The sequence below is a fragment of the Acinetobacter sp. ANC_7553 genome, assembly GCF_056779895.1.
On sequence record NZ_JBWYIV010000003.1, the window covers coordinates 71,249 to 89,948 of the forward strand.

The 18,700-nt window shown below is 39.4% G+C and carries 17 protein-coding genes; 9 read left to right on the forward strand and 8 right to left on the reverse strand.

Translation table 11 applies throughout. The features are described from left to right. The first annotated feature begins 111 nt into the window (after positions 1-111). Positions 112-1,317 carry a chromate efflux transporter gene (gene chrA / locus AC1M9I_RS03470; RefSeq protein ID WP_481610700.1) on the forward strand — a complete coding sequence of 402 codons (1,206 nt, stop codon included), beginning with the start codon at positions 112-114 and terminating at the stop codon, positions 1,315-1,317. 71 nt (positions 1,318-1,388) lie between these two features. Here chrA and sthA read toward each other — a convergent pair whose 3' ends face one another. Next, positions 1,389-2,804, reverse strand: a complete 1,416-nt coding sequence (gene sthA / locus AC1M9I_RS03475; RefSeq protein ID WP_035265673.1) for a Si-specific NAD(P)(+) transhydrogenase — start codon at positions 2,802-2,804, stop codon at positions 1,389-1,391. A 210-nt stretch (positions 2,805-3,014) separates the two neighbouring features. Between sthA and lipA the strand changes: the two genes are divergently transcribed. From lipA to AC1M9I_RS03495, 4 genes are all read left to right on the forward strand, one after another. Beyond that, positions 3,015-4,028: a lipoyl synthase gene (gene lipA, locus AC1M9I_RS03480; RefSeq protein WP_035265671.1), complete on the forward strand. Its 1,014-nt coding sequence runs from the start codon at positions 3,015-3,017 to the stop codon at positions 4,026-4,028. A 282-nt stretch (positions 4,029-4,310) separates the two neighbouring features. Beyond that, positions 4,311-6,785: an acyl-CoA dehydrogenase gene (locus AC1M9I_RS03485; RefSeq protein ID WP_481610701.1), complete on the forward strand. Its 2,475-nt coding sequence runs from the start codon at positions 4,311-4,313 to the stop codon at positions 6,783-6,785. Positions 6,786-7,043: 258 nt separating this feature from the next. Beyond that, positions 7,044-8,225, forward strand: a complete 1,182-nt coding sequence (locus tag AC1M9I_RS03490) for a thiolase family protein (protein ID WP_481594191.1) — start codon at positions 7,044-7,046, stop codon at positions 8,223-8,225. A 50-nt stretch (positions 8,226-8,275) separates the two neighbouring features. Continuing rightward, the gene (locus tag AC1M9I_RS03495) at positions 8,276-8,659 is read left to right on the forward strand and encodes a carboxymuconolactone decarboxylase family protein (protein WP_179998434.1); all 384 of its coding nucleotides are present in this window, start codon (positions 8,276-8,278) and stop codon (positions 8,657-8,659) included. A gap of 71 nt (positions 8,660-8,730) precedes the next feature. On the opposite strand, the gene AC1M9I_RS03500 is transcribed toward AC1M9I_RS03495, so the two are convergent. From AC1M9I_RS03500 to rutD, 7 genes are all read right to left on the reverse strand, one after another. Continuing rightward, positions 8,731-9,597, reverse strand: a complete 867-nt coding sequence (locus AC1M9I_RS03500; RefSeq protein WP_481594190.1) for an NAD(P)-dependent oxidoreductase — start codon at positions 9,595-9,597, stop codon at positions 8,731-8,733. Positions 9,598-9,610: 13 nt separating this feature from the next. After that, a complete protein-coding gene (gene rutG / locus AC1M9I_RS03505) occupies positions 9,611-10,981 on the reverse strand; it encodes a pyrimidine utilization transport protein G (protein ID WP_481610702.1) in 1,371 nt (456 codons plus the stop codon). Between the two features lie 28 nt (positions 10,982-11,009). Next, positions 11,010-11,549: an NADH-dependent FMN reductase RutF gene (rutF, locus tag AC1M9I_RS03510; protein ID WP_481610703.1), complete on the reverse strand. Its 540-nt coding sequence runs from the start codon at positions 11,547-11,549 to the stop codon at positions 11,010-11,012. A gap of 70 nt (positions 11,550-11,619) precedes the next feature. Next, a complete protein-coding gene (gene rutC / locus AC1M9I_RS03515) occupies positions 11,620-12,000 on the reverse strand; it encodes a pyrimidine utilization protein C (protein WP_481610704.1) in 381 nt (126 codons plus the stop codon). A gap of 33 nt (positions 12,001-12,033) precedes the next feature. Further along, positions 12,034-12,783 carry a pyrimidine utilization protein B gene (gene rutB, locus AC1M9I_RS03520; RefSeq protein ID WP_035265662.1) on the reverse strand — a complete coding sequence of 250 codons (750 nt, stop codon included), beginning with the start codon at positions 12,781-12,783 and terminating at the stop codon, positions 12,034-12,036. Then, positions 12,780-13,892, reverse strand: coding sequence for a pyrimidine utilization protein A (gene rutA / locus AC1M9I_RS03525; protein WP_481610705.1), 1,113 nt, complete (start codon positions 13,890-13,892; stop codon positions 12,780-12,782). The genes rutB and rutA overlap by 4 nt, the downstream gene beginning before the upstream one ends. A gap of 299 nt (positions 13,893-14,191) precedes the next feature. Further along, entirely contained in the window at positions 14,192-14,986 is a 795-nt protein-coding gene (gene rutD / locus AC1M9I_RS03530) for a pyrimidine utilization protein D (RefSeq protein WP_481594185.1), read from the reverse strand. A 163-nt stretch (positions 14,987-15,149) separates the two neighbouring features. Here rutD and AC1M9I_RS03535 point away from each other — a divergent pair, with 163 nt between their 5' ends. From AC1M9I_RS03535 to AC1M9I_RS03550, 4 genes are all read left to right on the forward strand, one after another. After that, positions 15,150-15,503: a hypothetical protein gene (locus tag AC1M9I_RS03535; RefSeq protein WP_035265656.1), complete on the forward strand. Its 354-nt coding sequence runs from the start codon at positions 15,150-15,152 to the stop codon at positions 15,501-15,503. Positions 15,504-15,506: 3 nt separating this feature from the next. Further along, the gene (locus tag AC1M9I_RS03540; protein ID WP_481610706.1) at positions 15,507-17,285 is read left to right on the forward strand and encodes a PepSY-associated TM helix domain-containing protein; all 1,779 of its coding nucleotides are present in this window, start codon (positions 15,507-15,509) and stop codon (positions 17,283-17,285) included. Positions 17,286-17,290: 5 nt separating this feature from the next. Then, positions 17,291-17,629 carry a DUF3325 domain-containing protein gene (locus tag AC1M9I_RS03545; protein WP_481588494.1) on the forward strand — a complete coding sequence of 113 codons (339 nt, stop codon included), beginning with the start codon at positions 17,291-17,293 and terminating at the stop codon, positions 17,627-17,629. Positions 17,630-17,785: 156 nt separating this feature from the next. Continuing rightward, entirely contained in the window at positions 17,786-18,679 is an 894-nt protein-coding gene (locus AC1M9I_RS03550; RefSeq protein ID WP_481610707.1) for a LysR substrate-binding domain-containing protein, read from the forward strand. Positions 18,680-18,700: the final 21 nt, after the last annotated feature.

Consider the following 18,700-nt stretch of genomic DNA (forward strand, 5'->3'; position numbering starts at 1 on the left):
AGCCTTATCATTTTCAAGATAAGGCTTACCCCTCATCACTCCTTCATTCCTTTCAAATACTTGTCATAATCGCCTATTAGACTTAGTTCAAAAACAACGTACGATTACTAAATGAAATCAGATAATTTTACTAAAGTTAGCTTATCAGCACTATTTTTTATTTTTCTTAAATTAGGATGTATTTCATTTGGTGGTCCTGCAGCGCATTTGGTATTATTTAATCGCACTTTTGTTGATCGGCTCAAATGGCTAAGCTCTCATGAATATGGACAATTGGTCGCATTAGCACAATTGTTGCCAGGTCCGACCAGTAGTCAAGTGGGGCTATCGATAGGATATTTATCCAAAGGATATTGGGGAGGCTTTATTGCTTGGTTAGGATTTACATTACCTGCCTTCATTCTAATGACCTCATTTGCTATTTTTGGTCAATATTTTTTTTCCGATATACCTCTTGAACTCTTTCACGTCATCCATTTGATTGTAATAGCCGTCGTCATTTGGGCTTTTTTACAAATGTTTAAAAGCTTCTGTACTGAAATTTGGCAGTATGTCCTGATGCTGAGTTCTGCTTTTTTTATTTATTTTGCGCAGTGGAGCTATAGTCAAATTTTCTTAATTTTAGTGGCTGGATTCATTGGCTTAGCATTTACAAAAAAAGGAAAATCTCAGCCATCACCGCACATCAAAACCACTCAGGCATATCAAAAGTATCATTATCTCTGGCTCATCCTGTTTGTCACTTTATTTATTATTTTTCCTGCGCTGCAATTTATCTATTCATCAAGCTTGCTTAGAAATCTAGAAAGCTTTTATCACACTGCTTCAATGGTTTTTGGGGGCGGTCATATCATCCTGCCACTCATGTATGAAGATTTTGTGCTTACTCAACACATCACTGCGGAACAATTTGACTTAGGCTATGCATTTGCTCAAGTTATTCCAGGCCCTTTATTTAGCTTTGCAGGATACGTTGGCACATATTTAGGATTTACCGCATCGCCTTTACTTAACGCTGCGATTGCAACCAGTATAATTTTCCTGCCCTCATTTCTGCTTATTTTCGGCACGCTCCCTTACTGGTCAAAATGGGTCAAAAACAAAAAGATTGCAGCAGCCGTCGCTGCTATTAATGCAGCGGTCATCGGATTATTACTCTGTTTAATTGCTCAAATGGCTGAAAAACATCTACATTCGATTTATGATTTTATTTTTATCGGCATTGTCATTCTTTTACTGAGATCAAAAATCCCTGTCATCATCTCTTTATTAGCGAGCTTTGTTAGCTATGGAGCTTTATTGTATTTTGTGATTTAAAGATCAAACTTAAATGCAAAAATAAAAAAACTCGCAAGCCTGAACTTGCGAGTTTTTATCATCAAGTCGCCTTAGAATAAACGATTCATCCCGTTTAACGTTGCTACACGATAAGCTTCAGCCATCGTTGGGTAGTTAAACGTTGTCTCAACAAAATACTTGATGGTGTTGTTCGGGCTATTCATCACGGCTTGACCAATATGGATAATTTCAGAAGCATTATTACCGAAGCAATGCACACCTAAAATTTCTAAGGTTTCGCGATGGAATAAAATCTTTAACTCACCCACTGTATCACCCGTGATTTGTGCACGAGCGAGGTGACGGAAAGACGCCTGACCAACTTCATAAGGAATTTTTTCTTCAGTTAATTCCTGCTCAGTTTTACCAATTGATGAAATCTCTGGAATGGTATAAATACCAGTAGGGATATCAACCACGGGTTGGATACCTTGTTCACCGCTCATAATCGCGCCAGCACAACGACCTTGGTCATATGCAGCTGAAGCTAGAGACGGCCAACCAATCACATCACCCGCAGCATAAATGTTTTCAACTTCAGTTTGATACTGCTCGTTCACTGATAGTTGTCCACGGCTGTTTGGTTTGATACCAACATTTTCCAAGCCAAGACCATCTGTATTACCAGATCGACCATTACACCATAGAATTGCATCAGCTTTAATTTTCTTGCCACTTTCAAGATGCAACACCACATGATCATCAAATGTTTCTAAGTGATCAATCTGCTCATTGTGACGAATCAATACACCTTGTTCACGTAAGTGATATGACAATGCATCAGCAATTTCGTCATCTAAATAGCTCAGTAATTTATGCTGAGTATTAATCAAATCAACTTTGTGATCTAAGCCAATAAAGATAGATGCATATTCACAGCCAATGACACCAGCGCCATAAATAATGATTTTTTGAATTGAAAAATCTAGATCTAAAATTTTGTCAGAATCAAACACACGTGGGTGATTGAAATCTAAAATTGAAGGACGATATGGACGACTACCTGTCGCAATCACCAACTGTTTAAAAATAATCGTTTCTTTCACACCTTCAGGCGTGAAAATCACCACCGTATTTTGATCTTGGATATATGCACGACCGTGGAAAATATCAATGCGGTTACGGTCGTAAAAACGCGAGTGTGTATCTACTTGCTGTTGGATCACTTTATGCGCATTACGAAGCACTTGCTTCATGGTGAATTGTTTCCAATCACCCACTTTTTGGAACATTGGATCACGTTGATAACGGATAATGCTAGAAACCGTTTGACGTAAAGCTTTACTTGGAATGGTTCCTACATGCGTACAGTTACCACCAAGTTGTTCACGCATATCAACTACTGCAACGCGCTTGCCTGATTTGGCAAGTTTCATTGCCGCACCTTCACCAGCAGGGCCTGAACCTAAAACGACTGCATCATATTTGACAAAGGTTCCACTCACGACCTCTTTCTTACGCGGCATTCAATGCTCCTATACAATTATCTCTTCATTTATCTAACTTATATTATGACTGAAAATGCACACATTTGCTGTATTTCAATACCATATATTGCTTGATAGCCACATTTATTTTATGAATATCGTTTTTGCCCAATTTATGCATAAATTCGCTATAATAAGAGACCTATTTTTAATATTTCCTCCCGTCACACATTAGTGGAATCGTTGAATATGTCAGAAAACCGTAAACCAGTACAGGGTGAAAAACTTCGTGGCGCTGAGAAAGTTGCACGTATTCCTGTAAAAGTGATTCCTACGGTTGAAGCACCTCGTAAACCAGACTGGATTCGCGTCAAAATGGCTGCACCAGAAGAGGTTCAACGCATTAAATCAACTTTACGTGAACAAAAATTACATACAGTGTGTGAAGAAGCTGCATGTCCAAACCTTCCTGAATGTTTTGGTGGTGGTACAGCAACTTTCATGATTATGGGTGACATTTGTACACGTCGTTGCCCATTTTGTGATGTGGCACATGGTCGTCCGAATGCATTAGACCCAGATGAACCACGCCACATGGCTGAGACAATTGCAAACTTAGGTTTGAAATACGCTGTTATAACATCTGTAGACCGTGATGATCTACTCGATGGTGGAGCGCAACACTTTGTTGATTGTATTAAAGAAGCTCGTGCTTTAAGTCCTAATACATTATTGGAAATTTTAGTACCTGATTTCCGTGGTCGTATGGATGTTGCATTACGCATCATGACGGAATGTCCTCCAGATGTTTTTAACCACAACATTGAAACCGTACCACGTTTATACAAAGCAATGCGTCCAGGTTCTGACTATCAACATTCCTTAAATCTTCTTAAAATGTTTAAAGAATACTGCCCAGATATTCCAACTAAATGTGGCTTGATGGTAGGTATTGGCGAAACTGAAGAAGAAGTTCTCGCACTTCTTGATGACCTTAAAGCACACGATGTTGACTACGTAACGATTGGTCAATATTTACAACCATCAAAAGAACATGCACCAATTGATCGCTTCGTCACACCTGAAGAGTTCGAACGCTATACAGCACATGGGCAAAAATTAGGCTTTAAAAATATTTGGGCTGCACCAATGGTACGTTCAAGTTATTTTGCTGATCGTCAATACTATGGCGAACCAGTACCAGCAGTTCGTCGTAAAGCTGATCCTGCAAAGAAAATTACTGTTCAAACAATCGAAGCATAATTCTTCTTACTTTAAAGCCCTCGTATGAGGGCTTTTTTGTTTGTGGTTTTTATAATTCTCAATTACTTATTGACACATTTCTTATCTCTCTTCAGCTTGAATTTTGAATATTTTTCAAACAATCTTATCCAATATAAGTATTAATATGCGTCCGTTTTAGAACTCAACGCTTTCGTTTCACATTTCATGATCCAATATCTCTGTAGATCTGATGTTTGTGCTTTGATTAAATTTACTGTGGGTATTGGCTCCATGACCAAATCATAAATGGAGCAGTTCATAATGTTTTTTATACTCAGTTTAATTATTCTATTTATAACACTCTGGGCTATTTTTTATTTCGAATTCTCAAGAACTTCTGGGGCTATCTTACTCACAGTCGTATCTATTTTAGTCGCGTTGATCAGCCCTTGGTCGCTGATACTCGGTATTCCTTTTATCCTAATTTCATTGATTGTCAGTATTGATACGTTAAGGATGAAATTTATTACACAACCTGCCTATAAAGCTCTAGCCAATGCAATGCCAACAATGAGTAGTACCGAGCGTGAAGCATTGGATGCAGGAACCAGTTGGTGGGAAAAAGAATTATTTATGGGGGCACCAGACTGGAAGAAATTTGATCAGTATCCGTACCCCACGCTGTCTGAAGAAGAACAATCATTTATCGATCATGAAGTCGAACAGCTCTGCCAGATGCTGGATGAATGGGATATTCACCATCATCGTAAAGACCTCCCTGAAGAAGTCTGGTCATTTATTAAATCCAAAGGTTTTCTGGGTTTAATTATCCCTAAAGAATACGGCGGTAAACAATTCAGCTCATTTGCGCAAAGCCGTATCATGAGTAAGATTGCCTCGCGCTCACTTACCACTGCTGTCAGTTGTATGGTGCCTAACTCTTTAGGTCCAGGAGAATTACTCTTACACTACGGTACTGAAGATCAAAAGAATCGTTATTTACCAGGTTTAGCAAAAGGTGAAGAAATTCCATGTTTTGGTTTAACAAGCCCTGAAGCAGGTTCAGATGCAGGTGCAATTCCTGACACAGGTGTGGTTTGTTATGGTCAATTTGAAGGACAAGAAGTTCTTGGCCTAAAAATGAATTTTTCCAAACGTTGGATTACACTTGCCCCTGTTGCTACGGTGGTCGGTTTAGCTTTCAAATTATATGACCCTGAAGGTTTACTAGGTGATAAAAACAAAACTGAATACGGAATCACATGTGCCCTATTACCAGCTGATCATGAAGGTGTGATTGTAGGAGCACGCCATAATCCAGGTTCGCCATTTATGAATGGTACCGTGGATGGTAAAGATGTCTTCATTCCGCTGGATTGGATTATTGGTGGTGTAGAAAATGCAGGTAAAGGCTGGCGTATGCTGATGGAATGTCTGGCAGTTGGCCGCGGTATTTCTCTTCCAGCACTATCAACAGCTGCAGGTGAAATGTGTTATTTAAATGTCGGCGCCTTTGCTCGTGTCCGTCAACAATTCAAAATTTCAGTCGGTAAATTCGAAGGTGTTCAAGAGGTTTCAAGTGATATCGCTAGCGATACCTATATGCTTGAAGCATTCCGTTACCTAGTGACTTGTGGCCTAAACCAAGGGGGTAAACCTGCAGTCATGACTGCAATGGCAAAATACTACGCAACTGAGACCATGCGTAAGATTGTTAATCATAGTATGGACATTGTGGGCGGGCGTGCTATCCAAATGGGTCCTCGTAACTTCTTGGCGCTCATGTACCAAGCGATCCCTGTTTCGATTACTGTTGAGGGTGCCAATATTCTGAGTCGTTCACTGATGATTTTTGGTCAAGGTTCGATGCGTTGTCATCCCTATTTATTTGAAGAATTACAACTTTTACAAGCCGAAAATAAAGATGCAGCCTTAAAAGAGTTTAATGACATTCTTTATAAGCATTTGGGTTATACATTTAATCGAACCGCTAAATCATTTGCTTATGGTTTTATAGGCGGATCAACAGAAGGTTCAGTAAAGGCTGATGATTTCAGTCGCCCTTACTACAAAACCATTAATCGTTTGAGTGCTAATTTTGCCTTAGTCGCAGACATGTGCTTAGGCCTCCTTGCAGGTGATATCAAACGCAAAGAAATGCTGTCTGGACGATTAGCAGATATGCATTCACACTTATTTATTGCGACTGCTATTCTTAAATTTTATGAAAATGGTCAACGTACTGAAGCTGAACAACTGCACGCTAAACTCGCACTTGAGAAAGCATTATATGCATCTCAAGAAGCGTTCTATGGTCTGTTTGATAACTTCCCTGTAAAAATTGCCGCAAGTTTAGTCAAACTTATTTGTTTCCCTTTTGGTCGTCCTATTACTCAACCATCAGATGCCTTGAAACTTAAATTAGGTGAACTAATTCTTCAGGAAAATGCTTTCCGCGATGAATTAAAAAAACATGTCTTCTATAGTACTGATCCCGATGATGTCAATGGGCGCATGGAGTCTACATTCCAAATGTTGCTTCAAATTGAGGAATTATGGAATAAGTTTAAAAAGGCTGAATCCAAAGGCCAATTTACAGGTCTGACTTTTGAAGAGCACATTGAGTCTGCTCTTAATGACAAGTTCATCACTCAGGCTGAAGCAGATCAGTTACTTACGTATAACGCTAAACGTTTTGACAGTATGTTGACCGATGTTTTCGATACTGAACTTAACCAGAGTTTAGAACTTGAGAACCCTCACGCTCAGGTGTTGTCAAAATCTACACAATACTAGTCACTCAATTGCTTCTGAAAAAACGATCCTAAAGGGTCGTTTTTTATTTTTCATTCCACTTTTTATATTTCATTCCACTATGGTGTTATAGAAAACAACATCAAAATAAGCGAAATTAAATGAAAACAAAATAATGAATCTTTATTCATTTTTTATGATAATGTGATTACAACTCATAAAATAGCTGTCATTAAATTTTAAACATATGAAATTGACACGCATTTGAATCATATAAACTACAGGACAAGGATCAACGCTATGAGTCAAGAAATCGTATTAGTTGCAGGTAGCCGTACCGCTATGGGTAGCTTTCAGGGAGGACTTTCAAGCTTAACAGCCCCGCAACTTGGTGCTGAAGTCATTAAAGCCGTACTTGACCAATCTAAGCTTGCTGCAGACCAACTAGATGAAGTGATTATGGGCTGTGTTTTACCTGCGGGATTAAAACAAGGCCCTGCTCGTCAAGCGATGCGAATTGCAGGTGTACCAGATCATGTAGGTGCAACAACGATCAATAAAATCTGTGGGTCTGGCATGAAAGCCGTGATGCAAGCTGCAGATGCCATTAAAGCTGGCTCGGCAAATATTATTGTCGCTGGCGGAATGGAATCCATGTCGAATGCACCTTATCTCATGGACAAAGCACGTTCTGGTTTCCGTATGGGACATGGCAAAGTGATTGATCACATGTTCCAAGAAGGTTTGGAAGATGCTGAAACTGGCTATTCAATGGGTATTCTTGCTCAAGAAATGGCAGATAAGAAAAACTACACACGTGAACAACAAGACGATTTCGCGATTCGCTCCTTAACTCGTGCTCAGAATGCGATTCAAAATAATTATTTCAAAAATGAAATCACCCCCGTTACAGTAAGTTCACGTAAAGGCGATGTCATCGTTGCCCAAGATGAAAATCCATTTACAGCAAAAATTGATAAAATTCCTACGCTACGCCCAGCATTTGCTAAAGACGGTACAATTACTGCAGCCAATGCCAGTTCAATTAGTGATGGTGCATCAGCATTTTTAGTGACTTCTGCTGAACTCGCAACAGCAAAGGGACTTTCAACTTTAGCAACGATTAAAGCTTACGCAACGCACTCTCAACACCCATCAGAATTTACCATCGCACCTGTTGGTGCAATAGAAAAAGTATTAAACAAAGCGGGCTGGACTGTTGAAGACGTGGATTTGTGGGAAATTAATGAAGCGTTTGCGATGGTGACCATGGCAGCGATCGATGCTTTTCATTTAGATCCTGAAAAAGTGAATATCCACGGTGGAGCTTGTGCACTCGGACATCCATTGGGGTCATCAGGTTCACGAATTATTTTGACTCTCATCCATGCATTAAAACGCTTAGGTAAAACAAAAGGTGTTGCCGCACTTTGCATTGGTGGTGGAGAAGCAACTGCGATTGCGATTGAAATCCCAGCTTAATATTTATGCTATAGCGCATCTCAGGATGCGCTTTTTTTATGAGGAAAAAAATGTCAAAACAAGATTATGAAAATGGTTTAAAAGTTCGTACCGAAGTGATGGGAGAAACTTTTGTCAAACGTGCACAAGACAATACAGTTCCATTTACTCAACCACTTCAAGATTGGATTAATGAGCATGCATGGGGTTCAACTTGGCAACGTGAAGGCGTTTTACCACGCAAGTATCGTTCGTTAATCACGATTGCATTTTTAACAGCCCAAAAAAGCCCAACAGAACTTAAAGGTCATGTACGTGGTGCTTTAAATAACGGCGCAACTGTTGAGGAAATCCAAGAGGTTCTTTTGCACAGCTTGCCGTACTGTGGTGCTCCAGCTACACAAGAAGCATTTAGAGCCGCGTTAGAAGTCATTAATGAATATCAACAAAGCTAATCTCATTGAGCATTCATAGATAAACCGCTTAATCTACATTAAGCGGTATTTAAGGTATTTGGACGCTAGATTTAACTTAATTCAATTTTAGATTGATGTTCAAGCACCTGAACCACAGCTGAAAAATCAGAATCTTGAGCTTTCACTTTTTCAATTTGCATATACTGATTTTGTATAAGTTGCATCGTTGGCAAATCCAAAGCTTGCTCTTGAATTAGATCGGTCGCAATTCCAATATCCTTTTGTAAAAGATCTAAGGCGAAGGTTTTTGGAAATGCACGACTCAAGACACGTTGCGCCATAATATTTTCAGACATTGAACTTTTACCACTAGAATGATTAATACAATTTAATGCACTATTCAAATCTACTCCTTTTGATTTTAATACCGTCAATCCTTCTGCAAGTGCCCATAGATGGGTTGCCATCAACGTATTATTCACCGCTTTAACAGCAAATCCAGAACCACTCTCCCCGACATATTCAATTAATCCTGCAAATGCCTGAATAATCGGTTTTGCACGCTTATAAGCATCGAAATCACCCCCAACCATTACCGTCAGTGTCCCTTTTTCAGCACCTATAGTTTGCCCAGAAACGGGGGCATCTAAATATTCAACACCATTAAATTTCAACTGATTTGCAAGTTTTAAAGCACTTATAGGTACACCACTGGTACAGTCGATCCATACGCTCCCCTTGACCGGAGGATTTTGAGCAATAAGCTGTTCGACATCTGCACTGGTGGGTAAGCAAGTGAAAATAAAATCTGCTTTCACTGCTTGATCGACAGAGGTCGCTTTAGTACCAAATGTTTGTGCATGTGCTTCTGCTTTTTCAAAATTACGGTTCCAAACTAAAACTTCAAATCCTAGTTTTGGTAAATGGCTCGCCATGTGCCATCCCATAGCACCTAAACCGATAAATGCAATTTTCATTTTTAATTTCACCTTAAATTTGAGTATTAGGGAGTGCCGTTGCTTCTGCTGAATGCGGTTTGTTTTCGAGCTCTACTGTTTGCGCATTTTTATCTTCGCGATTTAAGAAAAGATTCAATAAAATAGCCGCTAATGTTGCAGTCCCTATTCCACCCAAATCAAAATTGCCAATTTGTAAACTATAATTGCCTGTCCCCATAATTAAGGTGACAGCAGCAATCAACAGAGTACTGTTTTTGGTAAAATCTACGCGGTTGTCCACCCAAATTTTAGCACCGGCCACTGTAATCAGACCGAAAACAACAATCGAAGCTCCCCCTAATAATGCGACAGGAATCGTACTAATAACCGCGCCAAATTTTGGTGATAGTCCTAGCAAGATTGCAAATACGCCAGCAAATAAAAATATAGTGGTCGCATAAATTTTGGTTACCGCCATAACACCAATGTTCTCAGCATATGTTGTCATTCCTGTTCCACCGACTGATGCAGACAAGGTCGTACATACACCATCTGCAAAGAAACCTCGTCCCATATATGGTGAAAGATTACGTCCAGTCATTGCAGATACCGCTTTGAAATGTCCTAGATTCTCTGCAACTAAGATGATCGCTACGGGAGCAATAAGCAGCATGGCATTAAATTCAAACACTGGCGCATGAAAAGTAGGTAAACCGAACCAAGCTGCCTCACTGACTTTAGTAAAATCGATCGCTGTACCAAAACCCAAAACATTGGTGAGTAAAAAATAAATAAAGTAAGAAGCCACTAAGCCAATGAGCAATAACAATCTACGGATCATGCCCTTAGTAAATACGGCGATTACACTAATACAAATAATCGTGATTAGAGCCATCCATGAATCAAACTGATTAGCAGAGACACTTTTGATCGCCACTGGCGCTAAATGCAAACCAATGATCATCACAATTGCTCCAGTCACAATTGGTGGCATCAATTTTTCAATCCATGCTGTGCCAGTTTTCATCACGATCAAACCGATCAAGGCGTACAAAATACCGCATGCAATGGTACCGCCAAGTGCTAAGCCTAAGTTTGGATTTAAGCCAACACCGGTATAACCAGTGACTGCAATGACTGCTCCAATGAAAGCGAAGCTCGAACCTATATAGCTCGGCATACGCCCCCCAGTCATTAGGAAAAATAATATTGTCCCAATACCCGTAATAAACATTGTAAGATTCGGATCGAAACCCATCAGTAAAGGGGCAAGTACTGTTGCTCCAAACATTGCAAATGCATGCTGCAGCCCCAATACCATACTTTTACCTGGCGGCAAGTACTCATCTACTTGAACTGCGGTCGTGTCTAGATTTCCTTGGAAAGGTTTAAATTTTGGAAACCATGTTTCTTTTGTGCTCATCGACCTTCTCCTGATCAAGCATGCTGTTTTAGACCATTGGAACTGGCTCGCAATATGCGCGGTTAAAATACATGAGGGCTTTTTCACCCGCTTGCTGTTTCATCCCCTTTACATGGCAGAACAAAACATCATGACTGCCCACCGATAAACTTTGTACGACTTCACAATCAAAACTCACTAGCGCACCTTCTAAAATAGGTGCACCTGTGACTAATGTTGACCAATCCCCCTTTTCGAAACGTTCTGCCATTGGAGTTTTACCCCCAAACACATTTGATAAATGCTTTTGACTACTACTTAAAGTATTGACACACAAAACCTGATTACTTTTAAATGTTTCAAATACTGATGCTGATCGATTTAGACATACCAGCAATGTTGGTGGCGTATCTGTCACACTACATACAGCTGAAGCTGTGAAGCCAGCTTTTCCTGCTAGACCAGCTGTAGTAATGACATTGACAGCTGCACCTAAATTCGACATTCCTTGCCTAAAAACCTGTTGGTCAATATTGAATGTGGCACTCACTGCCTCGGGTAAATTGATTGATTTCACATTTGCATTCATAGTGTTCTCCATCCCTCATCGCCTAAGCAGTCAGTGAGGGACTCATAATAGGGTGATGAAAGCTTTCAAATTAAACATGAGCAATCGAAGCAATTTCGATGAGTGCATCAGGTTTGACTAATCCTGTTTGAATACAGTAACGAGCTGGTTCTGCATTCGGAAAATATTCGGCATATACTTCATTCATTGCAGCGTAGTTTGCCCAATCTGTCAGAAAAATATGGTTGAAAGTAATGTCAGACATTGTTCCGCCAGCAGTTTCGATGACCTTCTTTATTGTTTCAAGGACATGGCGTGTCTGTGCTGCTACGTCTCCAACATGAACTACATTGTTGTTTTCATCAAAAGGCAAAGTGCCTGAAACATAGACAATGTTGTCTGCTTTAGTTGCTGGCGAATACGGTGCGAGTGGCTTACCTGAACCCACTGGAATAATGACTTCTTTTGACATGACTTATTTCCTAATTTTAAAATTTATAAATATCTATGCGCTTTCAGCGAGTGTTGGTTGATCTGCAAAACTACTGACAAAACTTTCTGTATCCGACACCCATCCAAAGAAGGTTTTTATGTTGTACATACTTGCGACATGGGCTTCTTTTGGCCCTGCTTGATGACAGGCATCGTCTAAAGCCACGCCAAAATATTCTAGAAAGAAGCCATCTCTGAGCGTCGATTCAACGCATACATTGGTCGCGATACCAACAAAAACCAAATTACGAATTCCACGCACTCTGAGCATGCTGTCTAGCGCTGTGTTAAAGAATCCACTATAACGAGGCTTTTCAATCACAATATCTTGAGGAGCTGGCACCAACTCATCAATCAACTCAAAATCCCAATCCCCTTTTGCTAACAATTTGCCTTGTAGCTCAGGACGCTTACGCATGGTCTTCAGTGCATTTGATTTATGAAAGTTTGGTGAATCAATACCACCTGCTTCACGATATTGATTATCCCAACCGTTTTTGAAATAGATCACTTGAATACCAGCATCATGTGCTGCAGAAACTGCCTTTTTAATATTTTCAACCACAGGTTTTGTCGTCGACACATCAAACCCAGCAAGATCTAAATAACCACCTTTTGACGTATACGCATTTTGCATATCAATCACGATTAATGCTGTTTGCTCAGGTGCAAGCACAATATTTTCCGGTTCGGCTTTGAGTTTTACACCCGTACCCGCTTGTGCAGTAAATCCAGCTTCAACGGTATTTTCTAAATGACTCATGCGATTTTCTCCAACACAGGTTCTGAACTCATTCCTTCAACCACAACATGTTCACGACATTTCATAAGCGGCTGAATCCGTTGTCCAAAACTTTCAACACCTTTAACAAAATCATCAAATGTCAGTAAAATGCCTTCAGTTCCTTTTACCTCGCTAATCTCATCTAGCATTTTTGCGATAGTTTCGTAAGAACCCACTAACGTCCCCATATTGATGTTGACTGGTGATACTGATGAAGCCATTTGACGAATATTAGTATCTGCACCAGATTGAGTATCTTTTCCGCCTTGATTCATTAACCAGTTGATCGCTTCAATATCAGCGCCATCGTTGTAATGTTGCCACTTCGCCATCGCTTCTTCGTCTGTTTCAGCAGCGATAATCATGAACAAAACGTAGGTTTGAACATCACGACCCGTAATATCTGTTTTTGTTTTTAAACGATCGTTGATTTCTGCATATGCTGTTGGTGTATTAAGCCCTTTACCAAAAACAAAATTGTAATCAGCGTGTTGAGCAGAAAATTCCAAACCTGTATCCGATTGACCAGCACAGATAATTTTCATCTCTGCTTGCGGGCGTGGGCTAACTCGGCAATCATCCATTTGGAAATGGTCACCTTTAAAATCAGATTTACCTGTTGCCCATAATTCACGCAGAATTTGTACGTATTCAGATAAGTATTCGTAACGCTTTCCGAAATATTCATCACCGGGCCACATGCCCATTTGGGTATATTCTGGCGCTTGCCAACCTGTGACGACATTTAGGCCGAAACGACCATTCGAAATTGAATCAATCGTAGATGCCATGCGTGCAACTATGGCAGGCGGCATCACTAACGTCGCAGCTGTTGCATAAATTTTTATTTTGCTAGTGACTGCAGCAAGACCCGCCATAAGCGTAAAAGTTTCTAAGTTGTGATCCCAAAACTCAGTTTTACCGCCGAAACCACGCAGCTTGATCATAGACAATGCAAAGTCAAAACCGTAATGCTCTGCGCGTTGGACAATTTTTTTATTTAACTCAAAACTTGGTTTGTATTGAGGAGCATTTTCTGAGAGTAACCAGCCATTATTTCCGATCGGACAAAAGACACCAATTTTCATATCTAACACTCCTAATTTAACGATCAGTTAAATTTGATTTAGTAGGATTAAGCTTTCGAGCTTGTATTAGATATTTAGCAAATGATGTGCCAATTATTATTTTATTATATATTACAACAACTTAATAATTTTATATTTTACCTTATGATAAATTAATCACATAATCCTAATACCCATTACTCCTACACAACGTCATAAAAAAGTGCATAAGATGTTCCAAAAAATACCATTTGGTAAAATAATTAAAAAACCACGATCTCAATCGTGGTTTTTTATAAGCAATTGAAAAGTTTCAAATGCTAGAGTGTTCGAAGAAATTGAAAAAGTGCCTGATTAGTGATATTTGGCTCAGTCACAGTAGAAGCATGTGCACCTACATCAAAAATTGAGCATTTTGCATGTACAAAATTTTTCTGAAGATCAAGAGTCTTATGTACTGGAACCAAGAAATCATCACGATTTGCAATCAAGTGAATTGGAGTTCGTTGAAGTGCGGTGATATGTTCATTCGTTATTTTAAATTCCTTTAAAGCCTTCAGACGTCTCAGTACATTCTCTTTTGGTGGAAAGTTTCGGAGTTGATTATTTTCTGCTTGTTGTATTTGATCGATATTAACAGAGATCCATACAGGTGGATAAAGAAATAATGCTTGAGCTCTAACATATGCCTCTGCACCAGCATTTTGTAATAACGATTCTCGAGCTTCAAAACATTTGAGCGTATGTGGATCTAGTGAGTCCCACGCATTAATACTAGTCAAACTCAACATTTCCAATTTTGTATTTTGAATTAAAACGGCTAACTCCGCTCCAATATGCCCACCTAAAGCATGACCGATAAAATGGAATTCATCGATCTTTAGATCCTCTAAAATCTGTATCACTTGTATTGCCATATCGGTCATTGAATAAGTTGGTGCTAGTAATGCAGCATCTGCATGACATCCTTCTTGATCATATGTAATAACATGAAAAAATCGAGTCAATATATCTAATTGTGGATGCCAAAAATGTCCATGTCCTCCTAACCCTGAAGATAACAACACAAATTGAGCATCAGGATTAGCTTTGCAGTAAAAAACTTGATACGTCATAAATTTTACCTATCGATAAAAAATAACTACAACGCTGCAATTAACATGCCCAAGCTAATTCAATTAAAAATTTATTTCTAAAATGCTAAATTTATAATTCTAAAGATAAACAATAATTGTTATCATTTACAATAATTACATACACTCACACTTTCTTACTTTTATGAACAGTACAGAATTCGAACTACCAGGCGAGTTAACACTTGGGAATCAAGTAAAAAAAACTCGTAAGACTACTAAATCAGTTTCTATCAGTTATCGCCTGATGGTGCTCTATCGTTTTTTATTGGCGGGTATTGGAGGTTATTTGCTTGCATCCCTCTCTGCTATCGTGATTGCACAAACATTTAGCACATATCAATCTAGCGCAGCGATGTCAGCAACGCTCATTGCTTTCTGTTTACAGTGTGCAGCGTTTATTTGGGTTTTTATGGTTCACAAAACCAGAAAAGCTACATTGGGCATCGTCTTACCTAGCCTTGCTTTATTTCTCATCTATAAAATCATGGGGAACTAATTCATGAGAAGTGATGCCAAAGCTGAAGGCCCACGCCAGTCTATGTCATGGTTACATACTTGGGCTAGTTTGATACTAGGATGGTTGCTGTATGCCATCTTTGTAACTGGTACTTTGAGTTTTTTCCAAGCAGAAATCAGTACATGGATGAAGCCCGAGTATCACCAATCGATTCCAAGCCAATCTCAACTCGAGCAGACGCAAGTGGCTCTGCAATATTTGCAGAATAATCATGCTGATGCAGGGAGCTGGGGAATTCAATTACCCAATGCTCGTCAAAATTACACCACACTGAATATCCGGAGTGTCGGAGAAGATCCCAATGCTCGTCGCGGTGGTAAACGTGTGACGATTGACAGTGCCACAGGTGAAGTATTAGAAGCCCGTGAAACCCGTGGGGGTAGTTTTCTGTATCGTTTCCATTTTGAATTATACGGAATGCCACGTATATGGTCACGTTGGATTGTGGGCATAGCAACCATGTTTATGCTTGTTGCAATTATTAGTGGCATCATCACCCATAAGAAAATCCTTAAAGATTTCTTTACCTTTAGAACAGGTAAAGGACAGCGTTCTTGGTTAGACGCACATAATGCAACAGCTGTATTCGCACTCCCCTTTCATATCATGATCACTTTTAGTGGTTTACTTTTATTATTGTTTACCATCATGCCGTGGGGGGTACAGCAAATTTATGACAATCGTGGCGCCTTTCTACAAGACCAACGAAAATCCTTAATTCAAAAACCAGCAGAACCACAAGGGCAGACTCGTACTGATCAACCGCAAGGAAATCAGCGCTCGATGATGAATGCGCGTACAGAAATTGAGGCTCGTGGTACGCAGTCAGCATCAAATGAACATACTAACAAAATGGATGGTGAGAGAAAGAATCGAGGTGAAAGTCGACGTACGCGCAACCAAGATCGAAAAGCTGAACCTGCACCACTTACAGATATTGCTCCGATCCTCACTCAAGCTGAAGCGAAGTGGAAAAACAATCCGATTGGTTCGATCACAATTAAAGCACCAAATACATCGAAGGCGACCATTGAGTTACGTGCTTTACACGGCGCAAGTATCGCTCATCGTGGCGTATATGAAACTTTAGACTTCAATGGTGTGACAGGTCAAAACATTACAGATGATTCCACTCAACTCAAAAATCCTTCTATTCCCAATGGCATTTACAATGTTGCCACTGTTCTACATGAAGCACGAGGAGTTGATTTAGCCTTACGTTGGATACTCTTTTTTTCCGGTATCGTTGGCACGCTAATGGTCGCAACAGGATTAATTTTATGGTGCGTCAAACGTGCACCTCAACAAGCGAAACAAGGTTATAAATCCTTTGGGTATCGTACGGTCGAGATTACCAACATCGCTGCGATTATCGGCTTACCTATTGCTTGTGCAGCTTATTTTTATGCAAACCGTTTTATCCCTGCCAACATGGAAATGCGTTTAAACTGGGAAATCCGTACATTCTTTATTGTGTGGCTCTTCACACTTGTTTATGCTGTTTTTCGCACCCATCGCCAAGCTTGGCTTGAATTACTGGGTCTCGCTACCCTGCTTTTCGCTTTACTTCCGCTTGTAAACTTTATCACAGGTGGTCAACCTTTATGGCGTTCTATAGCTCACGGTCAATGGGTTATCGCTTCGTTCGATCTGGCGATGCTAGTTTTAGCAGTGGTTTTTTATTTTGCACTTTACAAAGTTCAAAATCATCAAGGAACTCCATTAAAAAAGAGTCAAGTTTTACCTAAGGTAGAGGGGTAATCACCATGAGCTTTTTTCTCCTCATTTGGGCAGTTTGTACTTTAGGTTTTATAGGTTTAGCCAGTGCAATGCAAAAGCATCAAAAACAAATTTTTGGTCAAACATTGAGTGCTAAACACCAGAAAATAGCCTCAATGGTTGGATGGGGATTCCTGTCGTTAGGGCTTATCCTCTGCATGAGCAAAGGACAAGTCAGTAATATGATGAGTTATTGGATTGGTGTACTGACATTCGCTGCGCTTTTTGTTGCACTTTGTCTGACCTATTTTGAGTCACAAATGAAAAAAATCATTTTGGGCGTATCCTTTATTGGATTCATCAGCTTGATCTTCCTCATCATTTAAATACTCTACTTGATAAAAAAACCGACCAATATTTCATTTAAATATGGGTCGGTTTTTTTCTTCTTAAATTAGCTTTAAACGTGAATCACGCTGAAGTTCTAGCAATTCAAACGTATAATCAACCTCATTTATTATGGCGGTTAAGGATCGGCACGCATGGAACTTCGACATTTGAAATATTTCGTCTCAGTTGCCGAAGAACTTAATTTTACGCGTGCTGCAGAAAAACTTTTTATAGCGCAGCCCTCTTTAAGCCAGCAAATTAAAGACCTTGAAGCGGAATTAGGTACATCCCTGCTGATTCGTAAAAGCAGAAGCTTATCGCTCACAGAGGAAGGAGAAACTTTTTTAAAAGATGCTCGACATATATTGAAACTTGCTCAAGAGGCCAAACACAAGATTCAAATTATGGCGAATACCAAGAAAAATAAATTAAATATTGGTTTTTTACCTGTGGCAGAAATGAAAATTTTTCCTTATGTCATGCCTATTATTCGTGCACAACAGCCTGATTTAGATATTCAATTTCATAGTTTGAGCTGTGTACATCAAATCCAAGCACTTCGTGATCAAAAAATTGATGTCGCATTCACTCGCCAATGTATCGATGATGAGCATATTGCCTCTATCGAATTGTTCAGTGAGCCTCTGATCTTGCTGATTCCTCGTCATTCAGGCCATGCGCATTTAGACTGTATTTCAAAACAGGATTTAATTGCCCAAAAATTTATCATGAGCGAGGAAACTGCCTCACCGATTTTGTTCCATAAAATTCAAAACATTTTTGAAGCTCTAAATACATCTATTCAAGTTGCTCAATACTCGAGTAACATTTTAATGAATATTAATCTTGTAGCGATGCAAGTCGGTTGGACCATTGTTCCAAAATATGTTGAAAGCTTGCTCAGTGAAAATGTCTTAATTAAGTCAACTGAAATCGATTTACCGAATATCAGCTTATATTTGAGTTTCAGAAAACAAGATCAAAGTAAGCATTTGCAAACTGTGAAAAATATTCTAAGCCAACACTTTCATTGTCATATTTTTTAAAACTTTGAACGCTATTTTAAA

What these genes read in the sequence shown, in the direction of transcription:
- chrA (WP_481610700.1), top strand. Translation starts at nt 112, where the DNA reads ATGAAATCAGATAATTTTACTAAAGTTAGCTTATCAGCACTATTTTTT.
- sthA (WP_035265673.1), bottom strand. Translation starts at nt 2,804, where the DNA reads ATGCCGCGTAAGAAAGAGGTCGTGAGTGGAACCTTTGTCAAATATGAT.
- lipA (WP_035265671.1), top strand. Translation starts at nt 3,015, where the DNA reads ATGTCAGAAAACCGTAAACCAGTACAGGGTGAAAAACTTCGTGGCGCT.
- AC1M9I_RS03485 (WP_481610701.1), top strand. Translation starts at nt 4,311, where the DNA reads ATGTTTTTTATACTCAGTTTAATTATTCTATTTATAACACTCTGGGCT.
- AC1M9I_RS03490 (WP_481594191.1), top strand. Translation starts at nt 7,044, where the DNA reads ATGAGTCAAGAAATCGTATTAGTTGCAGGTAGCCGTACCGCTATGGGT.
- AC1M9I_RS03495 (WP_179998434.1), top strand. Translation starts at nt 8,276, where the DNA reads ATGTCAAAACAAGATTATGAAAATGGTTTAAAAGTTCGTACCGAAGTG.
- AC1M9I_RS03500 (WP_481594190.1), bottom strand. Translation starts at nt 9,597, where the DNA reads ATGAAAATTGCATTTATCGGTTTAGGTGCTATGGGATGGCACATGGCG.
- rutG (WP_481610702.1), bottom strand. Translation starts at nt 10,981, where the DNA reads ATGAGCACAAAAGAAACATGGTTTCCAAAATTTAAACCTTTCCAAGGA.
- rutF (WP_481610703.1), bottom strand. Translation starts at nt 11,549, where the DNA reads ATGAATGCAAATGTGAAATCAATCAATTTACCCGAGGCAGTGAGTGCC.
- rutC (WP_481610704.1), bottom strand. Translation starts at nt 12,000, where the DNA reads ATGTCAAAAGAAGTCATTATTCCAGTGGGTTCAGGTAAGCCACTCGCA.
- rutB (WP_035265662.1), bottom strand. Translation starts at nt 12,783, where the DNA reads ATGAGTCATTTAGAAAATACCGTTGAAGCTGGATTTACTGCACAAGCG.
- rutA (WP_481610705.1), bottom strand. Translation starts at nt 13,892, where the DNA reads ATGAAAATTGGTGTCTTTTGTCCGATCGGAAATAATGGCTGGTTACTC.
- rutD (WP_481594185.1), bottom strand. Translation starts at nt 14,986, where the DNA reads ATGACGTATCAAGTTTTTTACTGCAAAGCTAATCCTGATGCTCAATTT.
- AC1M9I_RS03535 (WP_035265656.1), top strand. Translation starts at nt 15,150, where the DNA reads ATGAACAGTACAGAATTCGAACTACCAGGCGAGTTAACACTTGGGAAT.
- AC1M9I_RS03540 (WP_481610706.1), top strand. Translation starts at nt 15,507, where the DNA reads ATGAGAAGTGATGCCAAAGCTGAAGGCCCACGCCAGTCTATGTCATGG.
- AC1M9I_RS03545 (WP_481588494.1), top strand. Translation starts at nt 17,291, where the DNA reads ATGAGCTTTTTTCTCCTCATTTGGGCAGTTTGTACTTTAGGTTTTATA.
- AC1M9I_RS03550 (WP_481610707.1), top strand. Translation starts at nt 17,786, where the DNA reads ATGGAACTTCGACATTTGAAATATTTCGTCTCAGTTGCCGAAGAACTT.